Origin of the sequence: Cryobacterium arcticum, assembly GCF_001679725.1 — a bacterium.
GTDB classification, from domain to species: Bacteria; Actinomycetota; Actinomycetes; order Actinomycetales; family Microbacteriaceae; genus Cryobacterium; species Cryobacterium arcticum_A.
Window position 1 is genome coordinate 249,702 of record NZ_CP016282.1, and the last position, 16,765, is coordinate 266,466.

The 16,765-nt window shown below is 67.9% G+C and carries 21 protein-coding genes; 13 read left to right on the forward strand and 8 right to left on the reverse strand.

The annotated features are described in order from the left end of the window. Positions 1 to 25: 25 nt before the first annotated feature. The 3 genes from PA27867_RS01165 to PA27867_RS20085 all read left to right on the forward strand — a co-directional run bounded on the left by PA27867_RS01165 (position 26) and on the right by PA27867_RS20085 (position 932). Positions 26 to 475, forward strand: coding sequence for an ArsR/SmtB family transcription factor (locus PA27867_RS01165; RefSeq protein WP_066592039.1), 450 nt, complete (start codon positions 26 to 28; stop codon positions 473 to 475). Positions 476 to 539: 64 nt separating this feature from the next. Further along, the gene (locus tag PA27867_RS01170; RefSeq protein ID WP_066592041.1) at positions 540 to 773 is read left to right on the forward strand and encodes a helix-turn-helix domain-containing protein; all 234 of its coding nucleotides are present in this window, start codon (positions 540 to 542) and stop codon (positions 771 to 773) included. A 60-nt stretch (positions 774 to 833) separates the two neighbouring features. Beyond that, positions 834 to 932, forward strand: coding sequence for a 30S ribosomal protein bS22 (locus tag PA27867_RS20085; protein WP_003792170.1), 99 nt, complete (start codon positions 834 to 836; stop codon positions 930 to 932). A 43-nt stretch (positions 933 to 975) separates the two neighbouring features. On the opposite strand, the gene PA27867_RS01175 is transcribed toward PA27867_RS20085, so the two are convergent. Then, positions 976 to 1,695, reverse strand: coding sequence for an HAD family hydrolase (locus tag PA27867_RS01175; RefSeq protein ID WP_066592044.1), 720 nt, complete (start codon positions 1,693 to 1,695; stop codon positions 976 to 978). A gap of 52 nt (positions 1,696 to 1,747) precedes the next feature. Between PA27867_RS01175 and PA27867_RS01180 the strand changes: the two genes are divergently transcribed. Then, positions 1,748 to 2,017 carry a glutaredoxin family protein gene (locus PA27867_RS01180; protein WP_066592054.1) on the forward strand — a complete coding sequence of 90 codons (270 nt, stop codon included), beginning with the start codon at positions 1,748 to 1,750 and terminating at the stop codon, positions 2,015 to 2,017. Then, positions 2,014 to 2,313: a Dabb family protein gene (locus PA27867_RS01185; protein WP_066592055.1), complete on the forward strand. Its 300-nt coding sequence runs from the start codon at positions 2,014 to 2,016 to the stop codon at positions 2,311 to 2,313. Before PA27867_RS01180 ends, PA27867_RS01185 begins: the two co-directional genes overlap by 4 nt. Before the next feature lie 286 nt (positions 2,314 to 2,599). Here PA27867_RS01185 and PA27867_RS01190 read toward each other — a convergent pair whose 3' ends face one another. Further along, a complete protein-coding gene (locus PA27867_RS01190) occupies positions 2,600 to 3,286 on the reverse strand; it encodes a hypothetical protein (RefSeq protein ID WP_066592057.1) in 687 nt (228 codons plus the stop codon). A 298-nt stretch (positions 3,287 to 3,584) separates the two neighbouring features. After that, complete coding sequence (gene aspS / locus PA27867_RS01195; RefSeq protein ID WP_084021336.1) at positions 3,585 to 4,898, reverse strand: aspartate--tRNA(Asn) ligase; 1,314 nt, start codon at positions 4,896 to 4,898, stop codon at positions 3,585 to 3,587. A 79-nt stretch (positions 4,899 to 4,977) separates the two neighbouring features. Here aspS and PA27867_RS01200 point away from each other — a divergent pair, with 79 nt between their 5' ends. The 5 genes from PA27867_RS01200 to ccsB are packed head-to-tail and all read left to right on the forward strand — an operon-like array spanning position 4,978 to position 9,656. After that, complete coding sequence (locus tag PA27867_RS01200) at positions 4,978 to 5,622, forward strand: histidine phosphatase family protein (RefSeq protein ID WP_066592062.1); 645 nt, start codon at positions 4,978 to 4,980, stop codon at positions 5,620 to 5,622. After that, complete coding sequence (locus PA27867_RS01205; protein WP_066592065.1) at positions 5,619 to 6,227, forward strand: TlpA family protein disulfide reductase; 609 nt, start codon at positions 5,619 to 5,621, stop codon at positions 6,225 to 6,227. Before PA27867_RS01200 ends, PA27867_RS01205 begins: the two co-directional genes overlap by 4 nt. A 2-nt stretch (positions 6,228 to 6,229) precedes the next feature. Further along, a complete protein-coding gene (locus PA27867_RS01210) occupies positions 6,230 to 6,991 on the forward strand; it encodes a cytochrome c biogenesis CcdA family protein (RefSeq protein WP_066592067.1) in 762 nt (253 codons plus the stop codon). Beyond that, on the forward strand, positions 6,975 to 8,648 hold the full coding sequence (resB, locus tag PA27867_RS01215) for a cytochrome c biogenesis protein ResB (RefSeq protein WP_066592069.1): 1,674 nt from the start codon (positions 6,975 to 6,977) through the stop codon (positions 8,646 to 8,648). Before PA27867_RS01210 ends, resB begins: the two co-directional genes overlap by 17 nt. A gap of 51 nt (positions 8,649 to 8,699) precedes the next feature. After that, positions 8,700 to 9,656: a c-type cytochrome biogenesis protein CcsB gene (gene ccsB / locus PA27867_RS01220; RefSeq protein ID WP_157109313.1), complete on the forward strand. Its 957-nt coding sequence runs from the start codon at positions 8,700 to 8,702 to the stop codon at positions 9,654 to 9,656. A 583-nt stretch (positions 9,657 to 10,239) separates the two neighbouring features. On the opposite strand, the gene PA27867_RS01225 is transcribed toward ccsB, so the two are convergent. The 5 genes from PA27867_RS01225 to PA27867_RS01245 are packed head-to-tail and all read right to left on the reverse strand — an operon-like array spanning position 10,240 to position 13,375. After that, positions 10,240 to 11,220: an o-succinylbenzoate synthase gene (locus tag PA27867_RS01225; protein ID WP_066592083.1), complete on the reverse strand. Its 981-nt coding sequence runs from the start codon at positions 11,218 to 11,220 to the stop codon at positions 10,240 to 10,242. Positions 11,221 to 11,262: 42 nt separating this feature from the next. Continuing rightward, entirely contained in the window at positions 11,263 to 11,526 is a 264-nt protein-coding gene (locus tag PA27867_RS01230; protein WP_066592085.1) for a hypothetical protein, read from the reverse strand. After that, complete coding sequence (locus PA27867_RS01235; RefSeq protein ID WP_066592088.1) at positions 11,523 to 11,855, reverse strand: ATP-dependent DNA ligase; 333 nt, start codon at positions 11,853 to 11,855, stop codon at positions 11,523 to 11,525. The genes PA27867_RS01230 and PA27867_RS01235 overlap by 4 nt, the downstream gene beginning before the upstream one ends. Positions 11,856 to 11,906: 51 nt before the next feature. Further along, positions 11,907 to 13,010, reverse strand: a complete 1,104-nt coding sequence (locus PA27867_RS01240) for a sigma-70 family RNA polymerase sigma factor (RefSeq protein ID WP_066592097.1) — start codon at positions 13,008 to 13,010, stop codon at positions 11,907 to 11,909. Beyond that, positions 13,007 to 13,375, reverse strand: coding sequence for a hypothetical protein (locus PA27867_RS01245; RefSeq protein ID WP_066592099.1), 369 nt, complete (start codon positions 13,373 to 13,375; stop codon positions 13,007 to 13,009). The genes PA27867_RS01240 and PA27867_RS01245 overlap by 4 nt, the downstream gene beginning before the upstream one ends. A gap of 153 nt (positions 13,376 to 13,528) precedes the next feature. On the opposite strand from PA27867_RS01245, the gene PA27867_RS01250 reads away from it, so the two are divergent. The 3 genes from PA27867_RS01250 to PA27867_RS01260 all read left to right on the forward strand — a co-directional run bounded on the left by PA27867_RS01250 (position 13,529) and on the right by PA27867_RS01260 (position 16,726). Then, positions 13,529 to 14,440, forward strand: a complete 912-nt coding sequence (locus tag PA27867_RS01250; RefSeq protein ID WP_066592102.1) for a 1,4-dihydroxy-2-naphthoyl-CoA synthase — start codon at positions 13,529 to 13,531, stop codon at positions 14,438 to 14,440. Positions 14,441 to 14,458: 18 nt separating this feature from the next. Beyond that, positions 14,459 to 15,667 carry an AMP-binding protein gene (locus PA27867_RS01255; protein ID WP_066592113.1) on the forward strand — a complete coding sequence of 403 codons (1,209 nt, stop codon included), beginning with the start codon at positions 14,459 to 14,461 and terminating at the stop codon, positions 15,665 to 15,667. A 156-nt stretch (positions 15,668 to 15,823) separates the two neighbouring features. Then, positions 15,824 to 16,726: a 1,4-dihydroxy-2-naphthoate polyprenyltransferase gene (locus tag PA27867_RS01260; RefSeq protein WP_420480696.1), complete on the forward strand. Its 903-nt coding sequence runs from the start codon at positions 15,824 to 15,826 to the stop codon at positions 16,724 to 16,726. Positions 16,727 to 16,765 lie beyond the last annotated feature (39 nt).

Here is a 16,765-nt window from a genome sequence, read left to right on the forward strand (position 1 = left end):
CACCGGGAATGACTAGCCTTGGGGCATGGCAGACATCTTTGGCGTGGTGGCGGACTCGACCCGACGCGATATCTTACGCATTCTCCTCGAGCGCTACAACCAGTCCAGCGCTGCCCAGGGGGAACTGAGCGTTTCCGACATCGTCAATTCCCTCGGCCTGAGCCAGCCGACGGTCTCCAAGCACCTCAAGGTGCTGCGTGAGGCCGGCCTGGTCGGCGTGCGCGAAGAGGGGCAGCACCGCTACTACCACCTCGACTACGCGCCGCTCGAGGAGATCGAGGATTGGCTGATCCCGTTCCTCAGCATCGACGTCGATACCACCGCCGCCGACGAGACCGAGGTGCTCAAGGACGAGCAGCGTGCCTTTGCCGCCGCCATCGGCAAGGCGTTCGCTGACACGTCGTTCCAGATGTCGCACGCCGTCAAGGACTCGACGGTGACCAAGAGCGTCAAGAAGTGGCGTAAGAACGACTAGCGAGCCGGCGGGGTTCGCTCTACAGTGACGACACCAGCCCCGCCGAGCCCCGAGGGAGCCGCCCATGTCACGCGAGCTTCCCGACCCGCGGTTGGATGACCTGCGCTTCCTCACCGTCGCCGAGGTCGCGGATGTCATGAGGGTCTCCCGGATGACCGTGTACCGCCTTGTGCACGCCGGACAGTTGCCCGCCGTGCGCTTCGGACGCTCGTTCCGGGTGCCCGAAGCGGCCGTTCTGAGGGCCATCGAACCCACTCGTGGGGGAAGTGAGTCGGACGGGACTTTCTTTATCCGTTAGAATGGGGTTTTCGTGTCGGTCGCGAATCCCGCGGCTAAACCAAATCTTTGTGAGGTCCGTGTGGGTTCTGTAATCAAGAAGCGACGCAAGCGTATGGCGAAGAAGAAGCACCGCAAGCTGCTTCGTAAGACTCGCCACCAGCGTCGTAACAAGAAGTAGACGGTCTCGGCCGTTTTTATGAGCTGAGCGCTAGGTCTGTGACCTAGCGCTTTTTGCTTGCGCCGGCGGCCTTGAGCTGTGCCACCTTCATGCGCATGATGGGCCACCCGCGGGCGACCGCATAACGGCGCAGCGTCGCATCCGGGTTGACCGCCACCGGGTTTCCGACGAGCTCGAGCAACGGGATGTCGTTGTGCGAGTCGGAGTACGCCCAGCAGTGGGCCAGGTCGATCTCGCGCGCCTGGGCGATCTCGCGTGCCACATCGGCTTTGCGGCTGCCGTGGCAGATGCCGTCGACGAGTTGTCCCGTGAAGATGCCGTCGACGGTCGCGAGCCGAGTGCCGAGCGCGCCCGTCAGTTCCAGGCGCTCCGCGATCACGTCGGCAACTTCTTGAGCCGTCGCGGTGACCAGCCATACCTCGCGGCCCGCCGTCAGGTGGGCGCGGGCCACGGCCACGGTCTCCGGCCAGAGCCGCTGGATGAGTCGGCTGTCGAAGATCTCGTGGCTGAGGGTGACGAGTTCGTCACGGGTTCGCCCGGTCATGATGTCCATCGCGCGCAGCCGGAGCCGGGAGATGTTCACGCCGTCCTCGCCGACCGCCAGGAACCGGGTCTGGCTCCAGCCGAACGCGATGACATCGGCCAGCGAGATGAACCGCATCCGCCAGGCGCCGACGCCCACGTGATAGAGGCTGGCGCCGCGCAGCAGCGTGTTGTCCACGTCGAAGAACGCGATTGCGCGGGGGCCGGATTCTTCGGACATTGCGGTCGAGTCTACCCAAGGTGCAGTTGTCGGCGCGGCTTAGGCTGGAGCCATGTCCACCGCGCATCTCACCCTGATCGGCAAGCCCGGCTGCCACCTCTGCGACGACGCCCGGGCCGTGGTGACCACGGTGCTGGCCGAGCTGGAGAGCGAGGCGGGCGCGCCCACCGTGCTGCTCGAGGAGAAGTCGATCCTCGACGACGCCGAGTTGCACGAGCGGTTCGTCGAGGACATCCCGGTGCTGCTCATCAACGGCCGGGTGCACAACTATTGGCGCATCGATCCGGTGCGCTTGCACACCGCTCTCCTGGAGGTTCGATGACCATTCTGCATATCGTGTCGTGGCGGCTGGCGGCCACCGACCCCGCCGAGAAGGCGGAGCACGCGGCGCAGATGGTGGCCAGGCTCGGCGGTCTTGTCGGTGTGATCGAGGAGATCCGCTCCCTGCGCATCGGCCCGGATGTGGTGGGTGGAGCCAATTGGGACATCGCCCTCGTGGCGGAGTACGACGACGAGGCGGCGTTGGCGCGCTACCAGGTGCACCCGGCCCACGTCGAGGCGGGCGCCTACGTGAAGTCGGTCACCGCCGAGCGGATGGCCGTCGACCTCGTCGTGTAACGGCACGGCCCACCTCGTCGTTCAAGCGTGTCGAGACCCCGTGACCTGCGGGATCGTCGCGCCCCCACGTGGGTCGAGCCTGTCGAGACCCTCGTGACCTGCGGGATCGTCGCGCCCACACGTCGGTCGAGCCTGTCGAGACCCCGTGACCTGCGGGATCGTCGTGCCCTCACGTCGGTCGAGCTTGTCGAGACCCCGTGACGTGCGTGTGTGTCGTGCGGTGACGCAGAAGAACGGCCGAGCGTGTGCTCGGCCGTTCTTGTGTACTGCGGTGTGTTGCGGGGTGTTACTTGGTGTTGACGGTGATGGTGGCGATGCCGACGAGGAGCTGGTCGGCGATGGCGTCGGTGCCGAAGGTGGTGTTGAGCAGGCCGGCGGCGTCGGCGGAGATGTGCACGGTGGTGCCGGTGAGGATGGCGTTGTCGCCGTCCATCTGGAGGGGCTTGAGGGTTCCGCCGTAGAGGTCGAAGAGCTTGACCTGGGTGGCGGCGGACTCGCCGTTGGCGGTGACGTCTCCGAAGAGCTCCGAGGTGCCGGGGTCGATGGTGAAGTTGGTCAGTTCGACGACGGTGTCGCCGGCGGTGAGGGAGAAGCCGGAGCCTTCGTGCTCGATGTTGCCCTGGACGTAGGGGCGGTAATCTTCGGCCGGGTCGTAGTAGTCCACGTTTCCGCCGGTGATGGGGAAGTGCAGGCTGCCTTCTTCGAGGGTGGCGGTGCCGACGGTACCGGGCGTGAGGCCGAGGCTGGTCAGTGCTGCGGCGAAGTCGGCGTCCAGGAGGACGGCGGTGTCGACGCCGGTGAGGGCGGGGATCGAGGCGACCGGGGTGGGGGTGGCTTCGGCGGAGCTGCTGCTCGAGGAGGAGCTGGAGGACGGCGTCGACGCCGTGCCTTCGTCCATGGAGCAGGCGGCGAGGCCGGCGACGAGGAGGCCGGCGGTGGTCAGTCCGAGTGCGGTCTTGGTGAAGCTGCGCATGATGTGTTCCTTTGCTGTGGGATGGTCTGCGGGGTGTTGCTGGTAGTGCTGGTGTTGCTTGGTATGCAGGTGGTTCGGCCCCCCGGCAGAAAAGGTTTGGTCAATCTGAAAAACTTTTCCGCGATCGCCTGCCGCGGCCAACTCACGGGACTGTTTCGCATACAAAAGCCCCCGACGTGCGGCTGAGCGCCTATCGCGGACCAGCGAGATGGGTGCGTTGGCGAGGGTGTCTTGCGGGTTAACACGAAATCGCGCCTGTCCGGGGGACAGGCGCGATTTGTGAAGCGGGAGTTGCGGGTTACGGCTCCAGGCGGGTCGGGCCGCGGAACAGGTAGGTGACCTCGCGGATGGATGCCTGGTGCAGCATCAGCATCAGCACGCGGGCCAGGCCCATGCCGAAACCACCGTGCGACGGCACGCCGTAGCGGAAGAAGTCGAGGTAACCGGCGATCTCGGCCGGGTCCACGCCCTTCTCGATGGCCTGCTCCGTGAGCACGTCGATGCGGTGCTCACGCTGCGCGCCGGTGGAGATCTCGGTGCCGTTGAAGATCAGGTCGTAGCTGTTGGTCAGGCTCGCGTCGCCCTCGTGGCGCATGTGATAGAACGGGCGGATGCTCGACGCATAGTCGGTGAGGAACACGAACTCGTGCCCGTACGTCTCGGCGACGTAGGCCGCGATCTGGCGCTCGCCCTCCGGGTCCATGTCGTCGTCGTCGCGGGGAACCTCGTAGCCGCGGCTCTTCACGATCTCCTTGGCCTCGGCCAGGGGGATGCGCGGGAACGGCGTGGTCGGCACGGTGACCTCGACGCCGAACAGCGCGAGCACCTCTTCGCCGTGCTTGGCCTTGACCGCGGTGAACGCGGCCACGAGCAGGTCCTCGTGCAGCTGCATGACGTCCTCGTGGCTGTCAATCCAGCTGATCTCGGAGTCGACGCTGGTGAACTCGGTGGCGTGCCGGCTGGTGAACGACGGGTCGGCCCGGAACGCCGGCCCCACCTCGAAGATCTTGCCGAAACCAGAGGACTGCGCCATTTGCTTGAAGAACTGCGGGCTCTGCGCGAGGTAGGCCTTGGTGTCGAAGTACTCCACCTCGAACAGCTCGGCGCGGGACTCGCTCGCGCTGGCCATCAGCTTCGGGGTGTGCAGCTCGATGAAGTCGTGCTCGATCCAGTACGTGCGCAGCGCGTGCTCGAACGTGGTCTGGATGCGGAAGATGAGGTTCGACTTGGGCTGACGCAGGTCGAGGAAGCGCCAGTCCATGCGCTTGTCCAGGCTGGAGTCCGCCGCGATCGGGGTCTCCGGGATGGCGTGCGTGACAACGTCGAGCGACTCGAGCTTGATCTCGATGCCGCCGAGCTTGACCCGCTCATCGTGCTTGAGCTGCCCGGTGACGGTGACGAAGCTGCCCTGGGACAGGCCCGAGATGGTGGTGGCGGGCTCGTCGTCGACGACGACACCCTCGGCATCCGTGCTGCGCGGATTGACCAGCTGCACCGCGCCCGATTCGTCGCGCAGAACGACGAATTGCACCTTCTTCTGGTCCCGGACGGTTTCGACCCACCCGGACACGGAAACGAGACCGTCGTCGAGGGCGGCAAGATTCTTTATCAGTACGCGAGCATTCACCCCGCAAGTTTAGCCGCACAGCTCTCGGCGAATTCGCGGGTGACCCCTCCGTAGACTGGACTGCGTGGTAGCTAGCCAGGTACATCTCGTGCGTCACGGTGAGGTTTTCAACCCCGAACGCGTGCTTTACGGCAGACTTCCCGGCTTCAAGCTGTCCGATTTGGGCCGGCAGATGGCCGAGGCGGCTGCCGCAGACCTCGTCGACCGTGCGCGCCCCGTAGTGCGGGTGGTCGCGTCGCCACTGCAGCGCACCCAGGAGTCCGCCGCCCCGATCATGGCGGCCTTCGGCCTGCCCATCAACCTCGACGAGCGCCTCATCGAACCTGCCAACCGCTTCGAGGGCAAACGGATGCGCGGCCCCGGCGGCGCCCTCCGCGACCCGCGCAACTGGCCCAGCCTGGTGAACCCTGCCCGGCCCAGCTGGGGCGAACCGTTCCGCTCCATCTCCACCCGGATGATCGCCGCGATCGACGACGCCTTCCACTCCGTGGACGACGGCGACGTGGTGCTGGTCAGCCACCAACTGCCGATCTGGATGGTGCACCGCAGCCTGGCCGGCGAGCGTCTCGCGCACGACCCGCGCAAGCGCCGCTGCGACCTCTCCAGCATCACCACCCTGACCCTGCGCGGCAACGTGCCCGCCGAGGTCGCCTACTCGAGCCCTGCCGCCGCCCTCCTGGTGCCCGCCAACGACGTGGGTGCAGTATGAACCGCCGACCGCGCCGCATCCCGGCGATCCTGGCCGGCTTCGCGGCGCTTGCCCTCGCCCTCAGCGGCTGCAGCAGCGACGACTCCCTCGCCAATCAGTACCGGGAAGGCAACAGCAAGGGCTACATCGCCGGGGACGGCAGCGTCACGGAGATCCCCGCTGACGAGCGCGGCGAGCCCGTGGAGTTCGACGGCACCCTCGAAGACGGCTCCACCATCACCTCCGCCGACTACGCCGGTGAGGTTCTCGTGGTCAACTTCTGGTACGCCAGCTGCGCCCCCTGCCGCGCCGAGGCCCCAGACCTCAAGGCCATCAGCGAGCAGTTCGCCGACAACGGCGCCAGCTTCCTCGGCGTGAACGTGCGCGACCAGGCCGCCAGCGCCATCGCCTTCAACGAGGCCTACGAGATCAGCTACCCGTCGGTGATGGACGTCGACGACGGCGGGATGCAGCTGGCCTTCAGCGGCAACATCCCGCCGAACGCCGTGCCCACCACGCTGGTGCTGGACACGTCCGGCCGGGTCGCCGCGCGCATCCTGGGCCAGGTGAACTCGCCGGGCATTCTGAAAACCCTGATCAGCGACGCGATTGCCGAGGACGGCTAGGCGTGGGTAATCCCTTCGGCGAGATCGTCTTCAGCGGGCAACTGTTCCTGGCGATCCCGATCGCAGTGCTGGCCGGCCTGGTCTCGTTCGCGTCACCCTGCATCCTGCCGCTCGTGCCCGGCTACCTCGCCTACATCGGCGGTTTCGCCGACGGGAGCGCGGGGTCGAAGTTGTCCGCCCGCCGCGGCCGCAACCGGCTCCTGCTCGGCGTGGCCCTGTTCATCCTCGGTTTCACCCTCGTGTTTGTGCTCACCGGCGTGGTGTTCGGCTTCGCCGGCTTCTGGCTCAACCAGTACCGCGACCTGATCACCCGCATCGCCGGCGCCATCGTGATCCTGCTCGGCCTGGTCTTCGTGGGCCAGTTCGGTGCGATGCAGCGCACCATCAAGACCTCGTGGCGCCCCAGGATGGGCCTGGCCGGCGCACCGGTGCTTGGCGCGGTCTTCGCGGTCGGCTGGACTCCGTGCACGGGCCCCACGCTCACGGCCATCAACTCGCTGAGCCTGAGCACCGGATCGCCCTGGCAGGGCGGCCTGCTGGCACTGTTCTACGCGCTCGGCCTGGGCATCCCGTTCCTGCTGATCGCCCTGGGTCTGAACTGGGCCACCGGGGCCGTAGCCTTTCTCAAGCGCCATATCCGAGCGATCAACCTGTTCGGCGGCGTGCTCCTGATCGTTATCGGGGTGCTCATGGTGAGCGGCGTGTGGAACGTCTGGCTCCTGAACCTGCAAGGGGTGATTGGCAGCTATGTCCCGGCCATCTGACCACATCGATTCGGCACCGGCCCCGTCCGGCGACGGAATCACCCAACCGAAGCTCGGCTTCGTGGGCACCCTGCGCTGGTTCTGGCGTCAGCTCACCAGCATGCGCACCGCCCTGTTCCTGCTGCTCTTGCTCGCCATCGCGGCAGTGCCCGGTTCGCTGGTGCCCCAGCGCAGCTCCGACCCGAACGGTGTCACCCAGTACTTCACCGACAACCCCGACCTCGCGCCGATTCTGGACAAGATCCAGGCGTTCGACGTCTACTCGTCGGCCTGGTTCTCCTCGATCTACCTGTTGCTGTTCATCTCCCTGATCGGCTGCGTGATCCCGCGCACCAAGCACCACCTGCAGGCGCTGCGCGCCAAGCCGCCCAAGACGCCGGCCCGGCTGGCCCGGCTGGCGGGCTTCACCACCCGCACCGCCCCGGCGGGCACGGATGCCGCCACCGCCGTCGCATCCGCCCGCACCCTGCTCAAGCAGGGGCGCTACCGGGTGGCCCTGTTCGACGGCCCCCGGGAGTTCTCGGCGTCGGCGGAGCGCGGCTACATGCGCGAGACCGGCAACCTGGTCTTCCACTCCGCGCTGGTGGGGCTGCTCGTGGTCGTCGGCTTCGGCAGCGGCTTCGGTTTCAGCGGCCAGCGGGTGCTCGTGGAGGGACAGACCTTCGTCAACACGCTGCTTGCCTACGACTCGTTCAACCCGGGCCGGTTCTTCAACGACACCCGTCTCGACCCGTACAAGCTCACCCTGGACGACTTCGAGGTGAGCTATGAGACAAAGAACCTCGACGCCTTCGGACAGCCGCTCGACTTCACCGCCGGCGTCACGGTGACCCCGCGCGGCGGCGAGCCGCAGCCAGGTGCGGTGCGGGTCAACGACCCGCTGCGCACCAGCGGCACCAGCATCTACCTGCTCGGCAACGGCTACGCCCCCACCATCACGGTGAAGGACCCGAACGGCACCGTGGTGTTCACCGACTCCGTGCCGTTCCTCCCGCAGGACGCCAACCTCACATCGCTGGGCATCGTGAAGGTGCCCGATGGACTGGCCCAGCAGGTGGGCCTGGTCGGGTTCTTCTACCCCACCCAGGCCGAGACCACCACGGGCTCCTACTTCTCCAGCTTCCCCGACCTCACCTATCCGGTGCTGACGCTCAACGTGTACGCGGGCGACCTCGGCCTCAACGACGGTGTGCCCTCCTCGGTGTACGCGCTCGACACCGACACCATGGAGCCGCTGGCCACCCGCACGAGCGACGTCAAGCCGCTCGAACTCAAGCCAGGGGAGACCCAGGAGCTGCCCAACGGGCTGGGCTCGGTGACCTTCGAGAACGCCACCCCGGATGCCGCCGCCGGTGATTACGCCGGTTCGGTTCCGCGGTTCGCCTCGTTCGACATCCACCACGACCCCACTCAGGGCTGGGTGCTGCTCTTCGCCGTGCTCGTGCTCGGAGGCCTGCTCACCTCGCTGTTCGTGCCCCGCCGACGTCTCTGGGTGAAGGCGATCGAACAGGCGGATGGCTCGGTGCGGCTCGAATACGCGGGTCTGGCCCGCGGGGAGGACCCCGGACTGGAATCGGCGGTGACGTCTTTCGCCGACCGGCATGCCGCCCTGATGGAACGCTCACAACCGGTGGTCGACACCCCCGAACGCGCTTAGGCTGTAGAAGTGAATCTGAACGAGCTCTCGATCCTCAGCCTGTACTCGGCCATGGCCGTGTACGCGCTGGCGTTCATCGCCTTCGCGATCGACCTGGCCAAGCGCAGCTCCGCCGTCGACTCGGAGGCCGCGGCCGCCGCATCCGGTGCTGCCGGTGAATCCTCGGTGGCCGGGGCGGTGGCGGGCGGCACTACGACGCTCACCCGCATCAGCGCGCGCATCGCCAACGACGCCGTCACGCCGTACGGGCGCTCCGCGAGCCTCCGCGTGGGCGTCTCGCTCACCGTGCTGGCCTGGGGCCTGCACGTTGTGGCCGCCGCGCTCCGCGGCATCGCCGCCGAGCGGGTGCCGTGGGCCAACATGTACGAGTTCGCCATGACGGGCACGCTGCTCATCGTCACGGTCTTCCTCATCGTGCTCACCCGCACCGACCTGCGCTTCCTCGGCACCTTCGTCACGGGCCTGATCCTGATCCTGCTCGGCATCGGCGCCCTGCAGTACTACGTCGAGGTCGCCCCGCTGCCGCCGGCGTTGCAGTCGGTGTGGCTCGTCATCCACGTGTTCGTGGCGTCGCTCGGCACGGGCTTCTTCGCGCTGGGCTTCGCGCTCTCTTTCGTGCAGCTGCTGCAGTCCCGGCGCGAAGAGCAGGCCGGCACCGACAAGCCCGGCCGGCTCAAGTTCCTCAAGACGCTGCCCACGGCATTCACGCTGGAGAACCTGGCCTACCGGGTCAACATCATCGGCTTCATCCTGTGGACCTTCACCCTCATGGCGGGGTCGATCTGGGCCGAACGCGCCTGGGGCCGGTACTGGGGCTGGGACACCAAAGAGGTGTGGACCTTCATCATCTGGGTGATCTACGCCGGGTACATCCACGCGCGGGCCACCCGCGGCTGGCGCGGATCGCGCTCGGCATGGCTGGCCATCATCGGCTTCGCCGCCGTGATGTTCAACTTCGGCATCGTGAACGTCTTCTTCAAGGGCCTGCACGCCTACTCCGGCCTCTAGCCCGCCGCGGCGCCCCGGTCGCCCCGGCCGCAACCCGCGTATGTATCGCGACCGGTCGTCGGTCGAGCTCGTCGAGGCCTAGCGTTGTTGCGTTGGCGAGGTCGGCTTGCGGGGTCTACTTCGACAGGCTCAGCACGGCGTCGACAGGCTCGAACGACGGGATGGTGCGGTTTCGCAGGATCGCGCGCGACGTGCGTGTGGGCAGTGACCGATCGTCGGTCGAGCTTGTCGAGACCTGGTGACGTGCGCGTGTGTTGTTGCGTAGGCGAGGTCGGCTTGCGGGGTCTCGACAGGCTCGACCGACGGGATGGTGCGGTTTCGCAGGATCGCTCGCGACGTGCGTGTGGGCGGTGACCGGTCGTCGGTCGAGCTCGTCGAGACCTGGTGACGTGCGTGTGTGTCGCGACCGATCGTTGGTCGAGCTCGTCGAGACCGCGCGACGTGCGCGTGTGTTGTTGCGTAGGCGAGGTCGGCTTGCGGGGTCTACTTCGACAGGCTCAGCAGGGCGTCGACAGGCTCGACCGACGGGATGGTGCTGTTTCGCAGGATGGCTCGCGACGTGCTCGTAGGTGGTGCCCGGCGGTCAGTCGGCGAGGAGCGCGTGCACGCGGGTGATCCGGGCGAGCCACCAGTCGCGGCGCTCGGCGCTCGCGGCATAGGTGTCCAGCAGGTCGGCATCCGGCACCACGCGACGAACCGGGATGCTGCCACCGACCGGCAGCAGCGGGTCGTGGGTGACATCGGCGGCCAGCAACGACGCCGTGGCCAGGCCGCAGTCGTAGTCCAGCTCGGGCAACGCCCCGGCCAGGAACGCACCCATGGAGATACCCACCGAGGTGTCGAGGGCGCTGGAGACGATGAGGGGCAGGCCGGTCTCGGCCTGAATGGCCAGCACCGCACGGATGCCGCCGAGCGGCTGCACCTTGACCACGAGCAGGTCCGCGGCTCCCGAGCGCGACACCAGGAGCGGATCGGCCTGCTTGCGCACGCTCTCGTCGGCCGCGATCGGCAGGTCGAGGTAGTCGGTGCGGCGGCGGATCTCGGCGAGTTCGTCGATCGACGCGCAGGGCTGCTCCACGTACTCGAGGTCGAACTCGGCCAAAGCGTGAATGGCGTGTTCGGCTTCGTCGAGGTTCCACAGCCCGTTCGCGTCGACACGGATGCGTCCCTCCGGGCCGAGCACCCGGCGCACGGCGCGCACACGCTCCACGTCTTCGGCGAGGGTCTGGCCGGGATCGGCGACCTTCACCTTGGCGGTGCGGCACCCGGGGAAGCGGGCCAACAGGGCGGGGACGGCGTCCGCGTCGATGGCCGGGACCGTCGCGTTGACTGGCACCCGGTCGCGCAAGAGCGCCGGGGTCTCCTGCCAACCGAACTCCAGTGCTGCCCGCAGCCAGGCGGCGGCCTCCTCGTCGTCGTACTCGACGAAGGGGGAGAACTCGCACCAGCCGGCCGGGCCCTCGATCAGCACGGCTTCCCGGCTCGTGAGGCCGCGAAAACGGGTGACGAGGGGGAGGTCGACCACGCGGGCGGTGGCGAGCACGTCGTGCAGTGAGGGGAGCATGGCTCTAGTGTGCCAGCATCCGCTTGAGCGGTTTGGACCGGCTCATTCGGTGGAATCGGCGATGAAGGTCTGCTCGTCGGTCAGGATGACGTCCGGCGCATTGGGCTGCACATCCACGATCGCGATCGCGGTGCCCGGGGAGACGAGCAGGTAGGCGTCCTGATAGCGGCCGGCCCCGCTGTTGACGCGGAGCCAGGTGGGCACCCCGCTGGTCACGGCCGCGGTGATCTCGGCACGCAGTGACTCGACGGTGCGATCGCCGAGAGTGTACGGCTTGCCGCCGTAGACGATGTCGATGCGGCTCACGAGTCATCCTTCACTACCGAAGTGGACCCGAGTCGGTGCGGTTCGGGCACGATCTGCAGGCCACCGGACGAATTCGCGGTCAACATCAGGGCCTCGATCCAGTCACGGTTCAGGCTCGGCGAACGACCCCCAAAGTACTTGTAGGCCAGTGGAATGCTCGGATGCATCCAAATGGTGCTCCGGCCGTCACCACCCTGGGGGTCATCACGCCACGTGAAATAGAAGGCCTCGCCCCGGCGCAGTTTCGCGCCGATCACAACCTGGAGATGGGCGAGGACCCGATCATCGAAGTCCGCCGTGAGGCTCGAATCGTACGTCAGCTTGCCCATTGCACCACTCCGTTATTTGGGTTTGCTGACACGGTACGCCGGTTTCTGCTTCTAGTCCCTCAGATACCTCTCGAGTCGTGGCACCTTTAGGAGGGCCAAAGCGCGCTTTTCGATCTGACGCACACGCTCACGGGTCACCCCCTGGATGACCGCTATCTGGTCGAGGGTGCGCGGTTCCTCCCCGGTGAGCCCGAAGCGGGCCGTGAGGATGGAACGCTCCCGGTCCGGAAGAGCATCGAGGTAGAAGGTGATGTCGGCCGCGCGCAGAGTGATCGTGGCGCACTCGTCGGGCTGCGGCAGGTCGTCGTCGATGATCAGCTCCGCGATGTCCCCGATGCCGTCACCGACAGGGGCGTGCAGAGAGATCGGCTCGTTGTCGTACTGCAGCAGCCGGGAGACATCCCGCACCGCGATCTGGGAGAGCTCCGCGATCTCCTTGAGCGTGGGTTCCCGATCGAGGGTGCTGGTGAGGTCACGGCGGATGCGCTTGATCTTGTTGAGCTTCTCGGCGGTGTGCACCGGAATGCGGATCATGCGCGACTTGTCGGCCATGCCACGGTGGATGGCCTGACGGATCCACCAGGTGGCGTAGGTGGAGAACTTGAAACCGGTCATGAAGTCGTACTTCTCGACGGCACGGACCAGTCCGATGTTGCCGTCCTGTACGAGGTCCATGATCGGGACCCCGCGGCCGGAGTAGTGCTTGGCGATGCTCACCACCAGGCGCAGGTTGGCCTCGATGAAGTGGTTCTTCGCGCGTCTGCCCTCGAAGACCAGGCAGGTGAGTTCCCGCTTGAACTCGGCGGACAGGTCCACCCCGTCGGCGGCGGCGCGGGACATCTTCTCTTCGGCGAACAGGCCCACCTCGATCTTGCGGGCGAGGTCCACCTCGTCCTCGGCCGAGAGCAGGGGCCCCTTGCCGATGCGGCGCAGGTAGTCGCCGAACGCATCCGTCGACGCCCGGCTGTACCGGGAGGTGGCGGAGGCGCTGGCGGCGGCCGAGGGGGTGTACCCGGTGCTGGGTTCGCTGGGCTCGGCGGCCGGTCGCGTGGGGGCCGGCTGACGGGTGGGCGCTGACGTGCGGGCGGGCGCCGTAGTGGTGGCTGCGGTCCGGGCGGTCGTTGAGGTGGCGGGTGTGTGGACGATGGTCGTCATGCGAGAACCTCCCGGGGCAGAAGACTTGCGGTTGCACGGTCAAAGGAGGAGAAGTAAGCACGCTCGCGGGGCCGGCCGAGATTGGTGACCTCGAAGGCGCTGCCCACGATCTGAATGAAGCCGAGAAGGGCCGAAGGGTCGTCCCGCGTGATCGTGTGATCGGCGACGCGCCACTCGGTGGGCGACAGCGGAGTGATCTCCACGTCGGTGTAGTCGGGGTCGGGCGCGGTACGGGCGCTCGGCTTCAACTGGGGCATCTCATGCTGTGTCGGGTAGGGCAGGACAGAGGGCGTGGTTTCGGCGCTGGTGACGGGTGCGTGTTCGGGTAACGCGGTGTCGGGTGCCGAGGGGCTGTTATCAAACATGACCACCTCCGGGTCGTTCGGGTGAGATAAGTACACAGCCGGGGATTGAACCCGTTCAAGGGGTTGACGCGATGCCCTCGGAGGAGGTACACCTGAAACGCCCTCAACTCTCTCAGCCAACTCGCCATCGACCCCGCCGCGTAGGCTGATCCCATGCCCGAACTCGTTTCTGAGATCTTCGATCCTTCCCAGTGGCGTTCGGTGGACGGCTTCGCCTCCCTCACCGACATCACGTACCACCACGACATCACCGGACGCATCGCCCGGGTGGCCTTCAACCGGCCCGAGGTGCGGAACGCCTTCAGGCCGCAGACCGTCGACGAGCTCTACGCCGCACTGGAGGACGCCCGCACCAACCCGCAGATCGGCGTGGTGCTGCTCACCGGCAACGGCCCGAGCCCCCGCGACGGCGGCTGGGCGTTCTGCTCGGGCGGCGACCAGCGCATCCGTGGGCGGGACGGCTATAAGTACGCGGAGGGTGAGACCGCCACGGGCATCGACAAGGCCAGGGGTGGCCGCCTGCACATCCTCGAGGTGCAGCGCCTGATCCGGTTCATGCCCAAGGTCGTCATCGCCGTGATCCCGGGCTGGGCGGCCGGTGGCGGGCACTCGCTGCACGTGGTCTGCGACCTCAGCATTGCCAGCGCCGAGCACGGCAAGTTCAAGCAGACGGATGCCGACGTCGGCTCCTTCGACGGCGGCTACGGCAGCGCCTACTTCGCCCGCCAGGTGGGCCAGAAGGCCGCGCGCGAGGTGTTCTTCCTCGCCCGCGAGTACTCCGCCCAGCGCGCGCTCGAGATGGGAGCGATCAACGCCGTGGTGCCGCACGCCGAGTTGGAGAACGAGGCGCTGGACTGGGCGCGCACCATTCTGACCAAGTCGCCCACGGCCATCCGCATGCTCAAGTTCGCCTTCAACGCGGTCGACGACGGCATGGTCGGCCAGCAGGTCTTCGCCGGTGAGGCCACCCGACTCGCCTACGGCACCGACGAGGCCGTCGAGGGGCGGGACTCGTTCCTTCAGAAGCGCGAACCGGACTGGTCGCCGTACCCCTGGCAGTTCTAGCGATACCGCGGTGATCGCATCGTGAGAGACCTCCGCGTCGTACCCGTCGGCGACCCGCTGCGCTTTCTGGCCGAGTTGCGCCTGGCGCTCGCGAACGACGGCCCGGCGCTGCTGCCGGTGCCCGCTGAGCCCGGCGCGGTGGCGAGCCGCGGCGACCTGGGCCGCGTGCCGCGGAACGTGTCCGTGGTGATCGAGACCTCGGGGTCGACAGGGCGGCCGAAACGGGTCATGCTCAGCACTGACGCGCTCCTGGCCTCCGCGGCGGCATCGGGGGTGCACCTGGGCGGCGACGGCCAGTGGCTGCTGGCCCTGCCGGCGCACTACATCGCCGGGGTGCAGGTGCTCGTTCGGTCCATCGCCGCCGGAACCGAACCCGTACTGCTGCCCCCGGGCCACTTCGACCCCGCCGTCTTCGCCGCCCACGCCGGCCGGCTCACCGAGCCGCTGCGGTTCACCTCGCTGGTGCCCGTGCAGCTGGCCCGGTTGCTGGGTGCCGCGCCGGGCGACCCGGCGCTGCTGACCGTGCTGCGCCGGTTCACCGGCATCCTCGTGGGCGGCCAAGCGGTGTCGGCCGAGCTGATCGGCCGGGCCGAGGCCCTCGGGGTGCGGGTGGTGCGCACCTACGGCTCGTCCGAGACCGCCGGCGGCTGCGTGTACGACGGGGCGCCGATCGGCAACGCCGTGGTGCGCACCGTCGACGGGCAGCTGGAGATCAGCGGCTCGATGCTCGCGGAAGGCTACCTGGCCGACGAAGACCTCACCGGGGAGCGCTTCGTGGAACACGACGGGGTGCGCTGGTACCGCACCGGCGACCTGGGCGCGGTCACCCCGGACGGCACCGTGAGCGTGACCGGCCGGGCCGACAACGTGATCATCTCCGGCGGAGAGAAGGTGTCTCTCGACGCCGTCGAACGCCTGGTGCGCACCCTGCCGGGCCTCACCGACGCCTGCGTGGTGCGTGCAGCGGATGCGGTGTGGGGCGAGGTGCCGGTCGTCGTGGTGGCCGCCGGGCTGCCGGCTGCCGCCGTGAACGCTGCCGTCGTGCCGGAGCTCGAGACCGTGCGGGGCGCCGTGGCCGCGGCACTCGGCCCGGCGGCCCGACCGGCGCGCCTCGTGACGGTGCCGGCCCTTCCCCTGCTCGCCTCCGGAAAGCCCGACCGCCGGGCGTTGCAGGCACGCGTGGGAGCCGCCGCGCTGGACTCCGGGCAGGCTCCGACGGCGGACTGAGTCGCTCGCAGCCGGGGCCACTAACATGAGTGCGTGGCAAACGGAGCTCGGCCCTCGCGGCCCAACCAGCAGAAATCATCCCAGCCGTCGCGGCCGGCCGCGAACCGGCCGAAGAACCCGGCCAAGTCGGGCAACCCGGCTCGGAAGAGCGGTGTCGTGACCGGTGCCGTGCGCACCGGCCCGGCCACGGCCGGCGACTGGATCTCCGGCGCTCGCCTGCGCACCCTGCCCCTGGCCATCGCCCCCGTGGCGCTGGGCACCGGCGCGGCCGTCGTGGCCGCCGGCAACGGCGAGTTCCACTGGGTGCGGGCCCTGCTCGCCCTGGTGGTGGCGGTGTGCCTGCAGATCGGCGTGAACTACGCGAACGACTACTCCGACGGTATCCGCGGCACCGACAACCACCGGGTCGGCCCGGCCCGGCTCACCGGCGGGGGAGCGGCCAAACCGCGCACCGTGCTCACCGTGGCCCTGGTCTTCTTCGGCCTGGCCGCCGTGGCCGGCCTCGTGCTCGTGATCGTGAGCCAGTACTGGTGGCTGCTGGCCGTGGGTGCGGCCGCGATCGTGGCGGCATGGTTCTACACCGGCGGCAAGAAGCCCTACGGGTACCTGGGCCTGGGCGAACTGTTCGTCTTCGTATTCTTCGGCCTCGTGGCCACCACCGGGACCACCTACGTGCAGGTGGGCACCGTCAACCTGGAGAGCTGGCTGAGCGCCGTCGCAATCGGGCTGATCGCCTGCGCTGTGCTGATGGTCAACAACCTGCGCGACATCAAGCCCGACAAGGTGGCCGGCAAAGGCACCCTCGCCGTGTGGATCGGCGCGAAGGCGTCTCGCGTGGTGTTCTGCGTGTTCCTGCTGGTGCCGTTCGCCATCGCCGGGTTCTTCGCCCTGTTCTACCCGCTGGCCTGGTACACCTTCTTCGTGCTGCTGCTGGCCCTGCCGGCCGCCCTCATCGTGGCCACGGCCACCACCGCGAAGGAACTGATCCTGGCGCTCAAGCTCACCAGCCTGGCCGCGCTGCTCTACGGCATCCTGCTCGGGCTGGCCTTCGCGCTCTAACGGCCTCTGATCAGCCCAGCTAGTCCCTTGTCCGCTTCG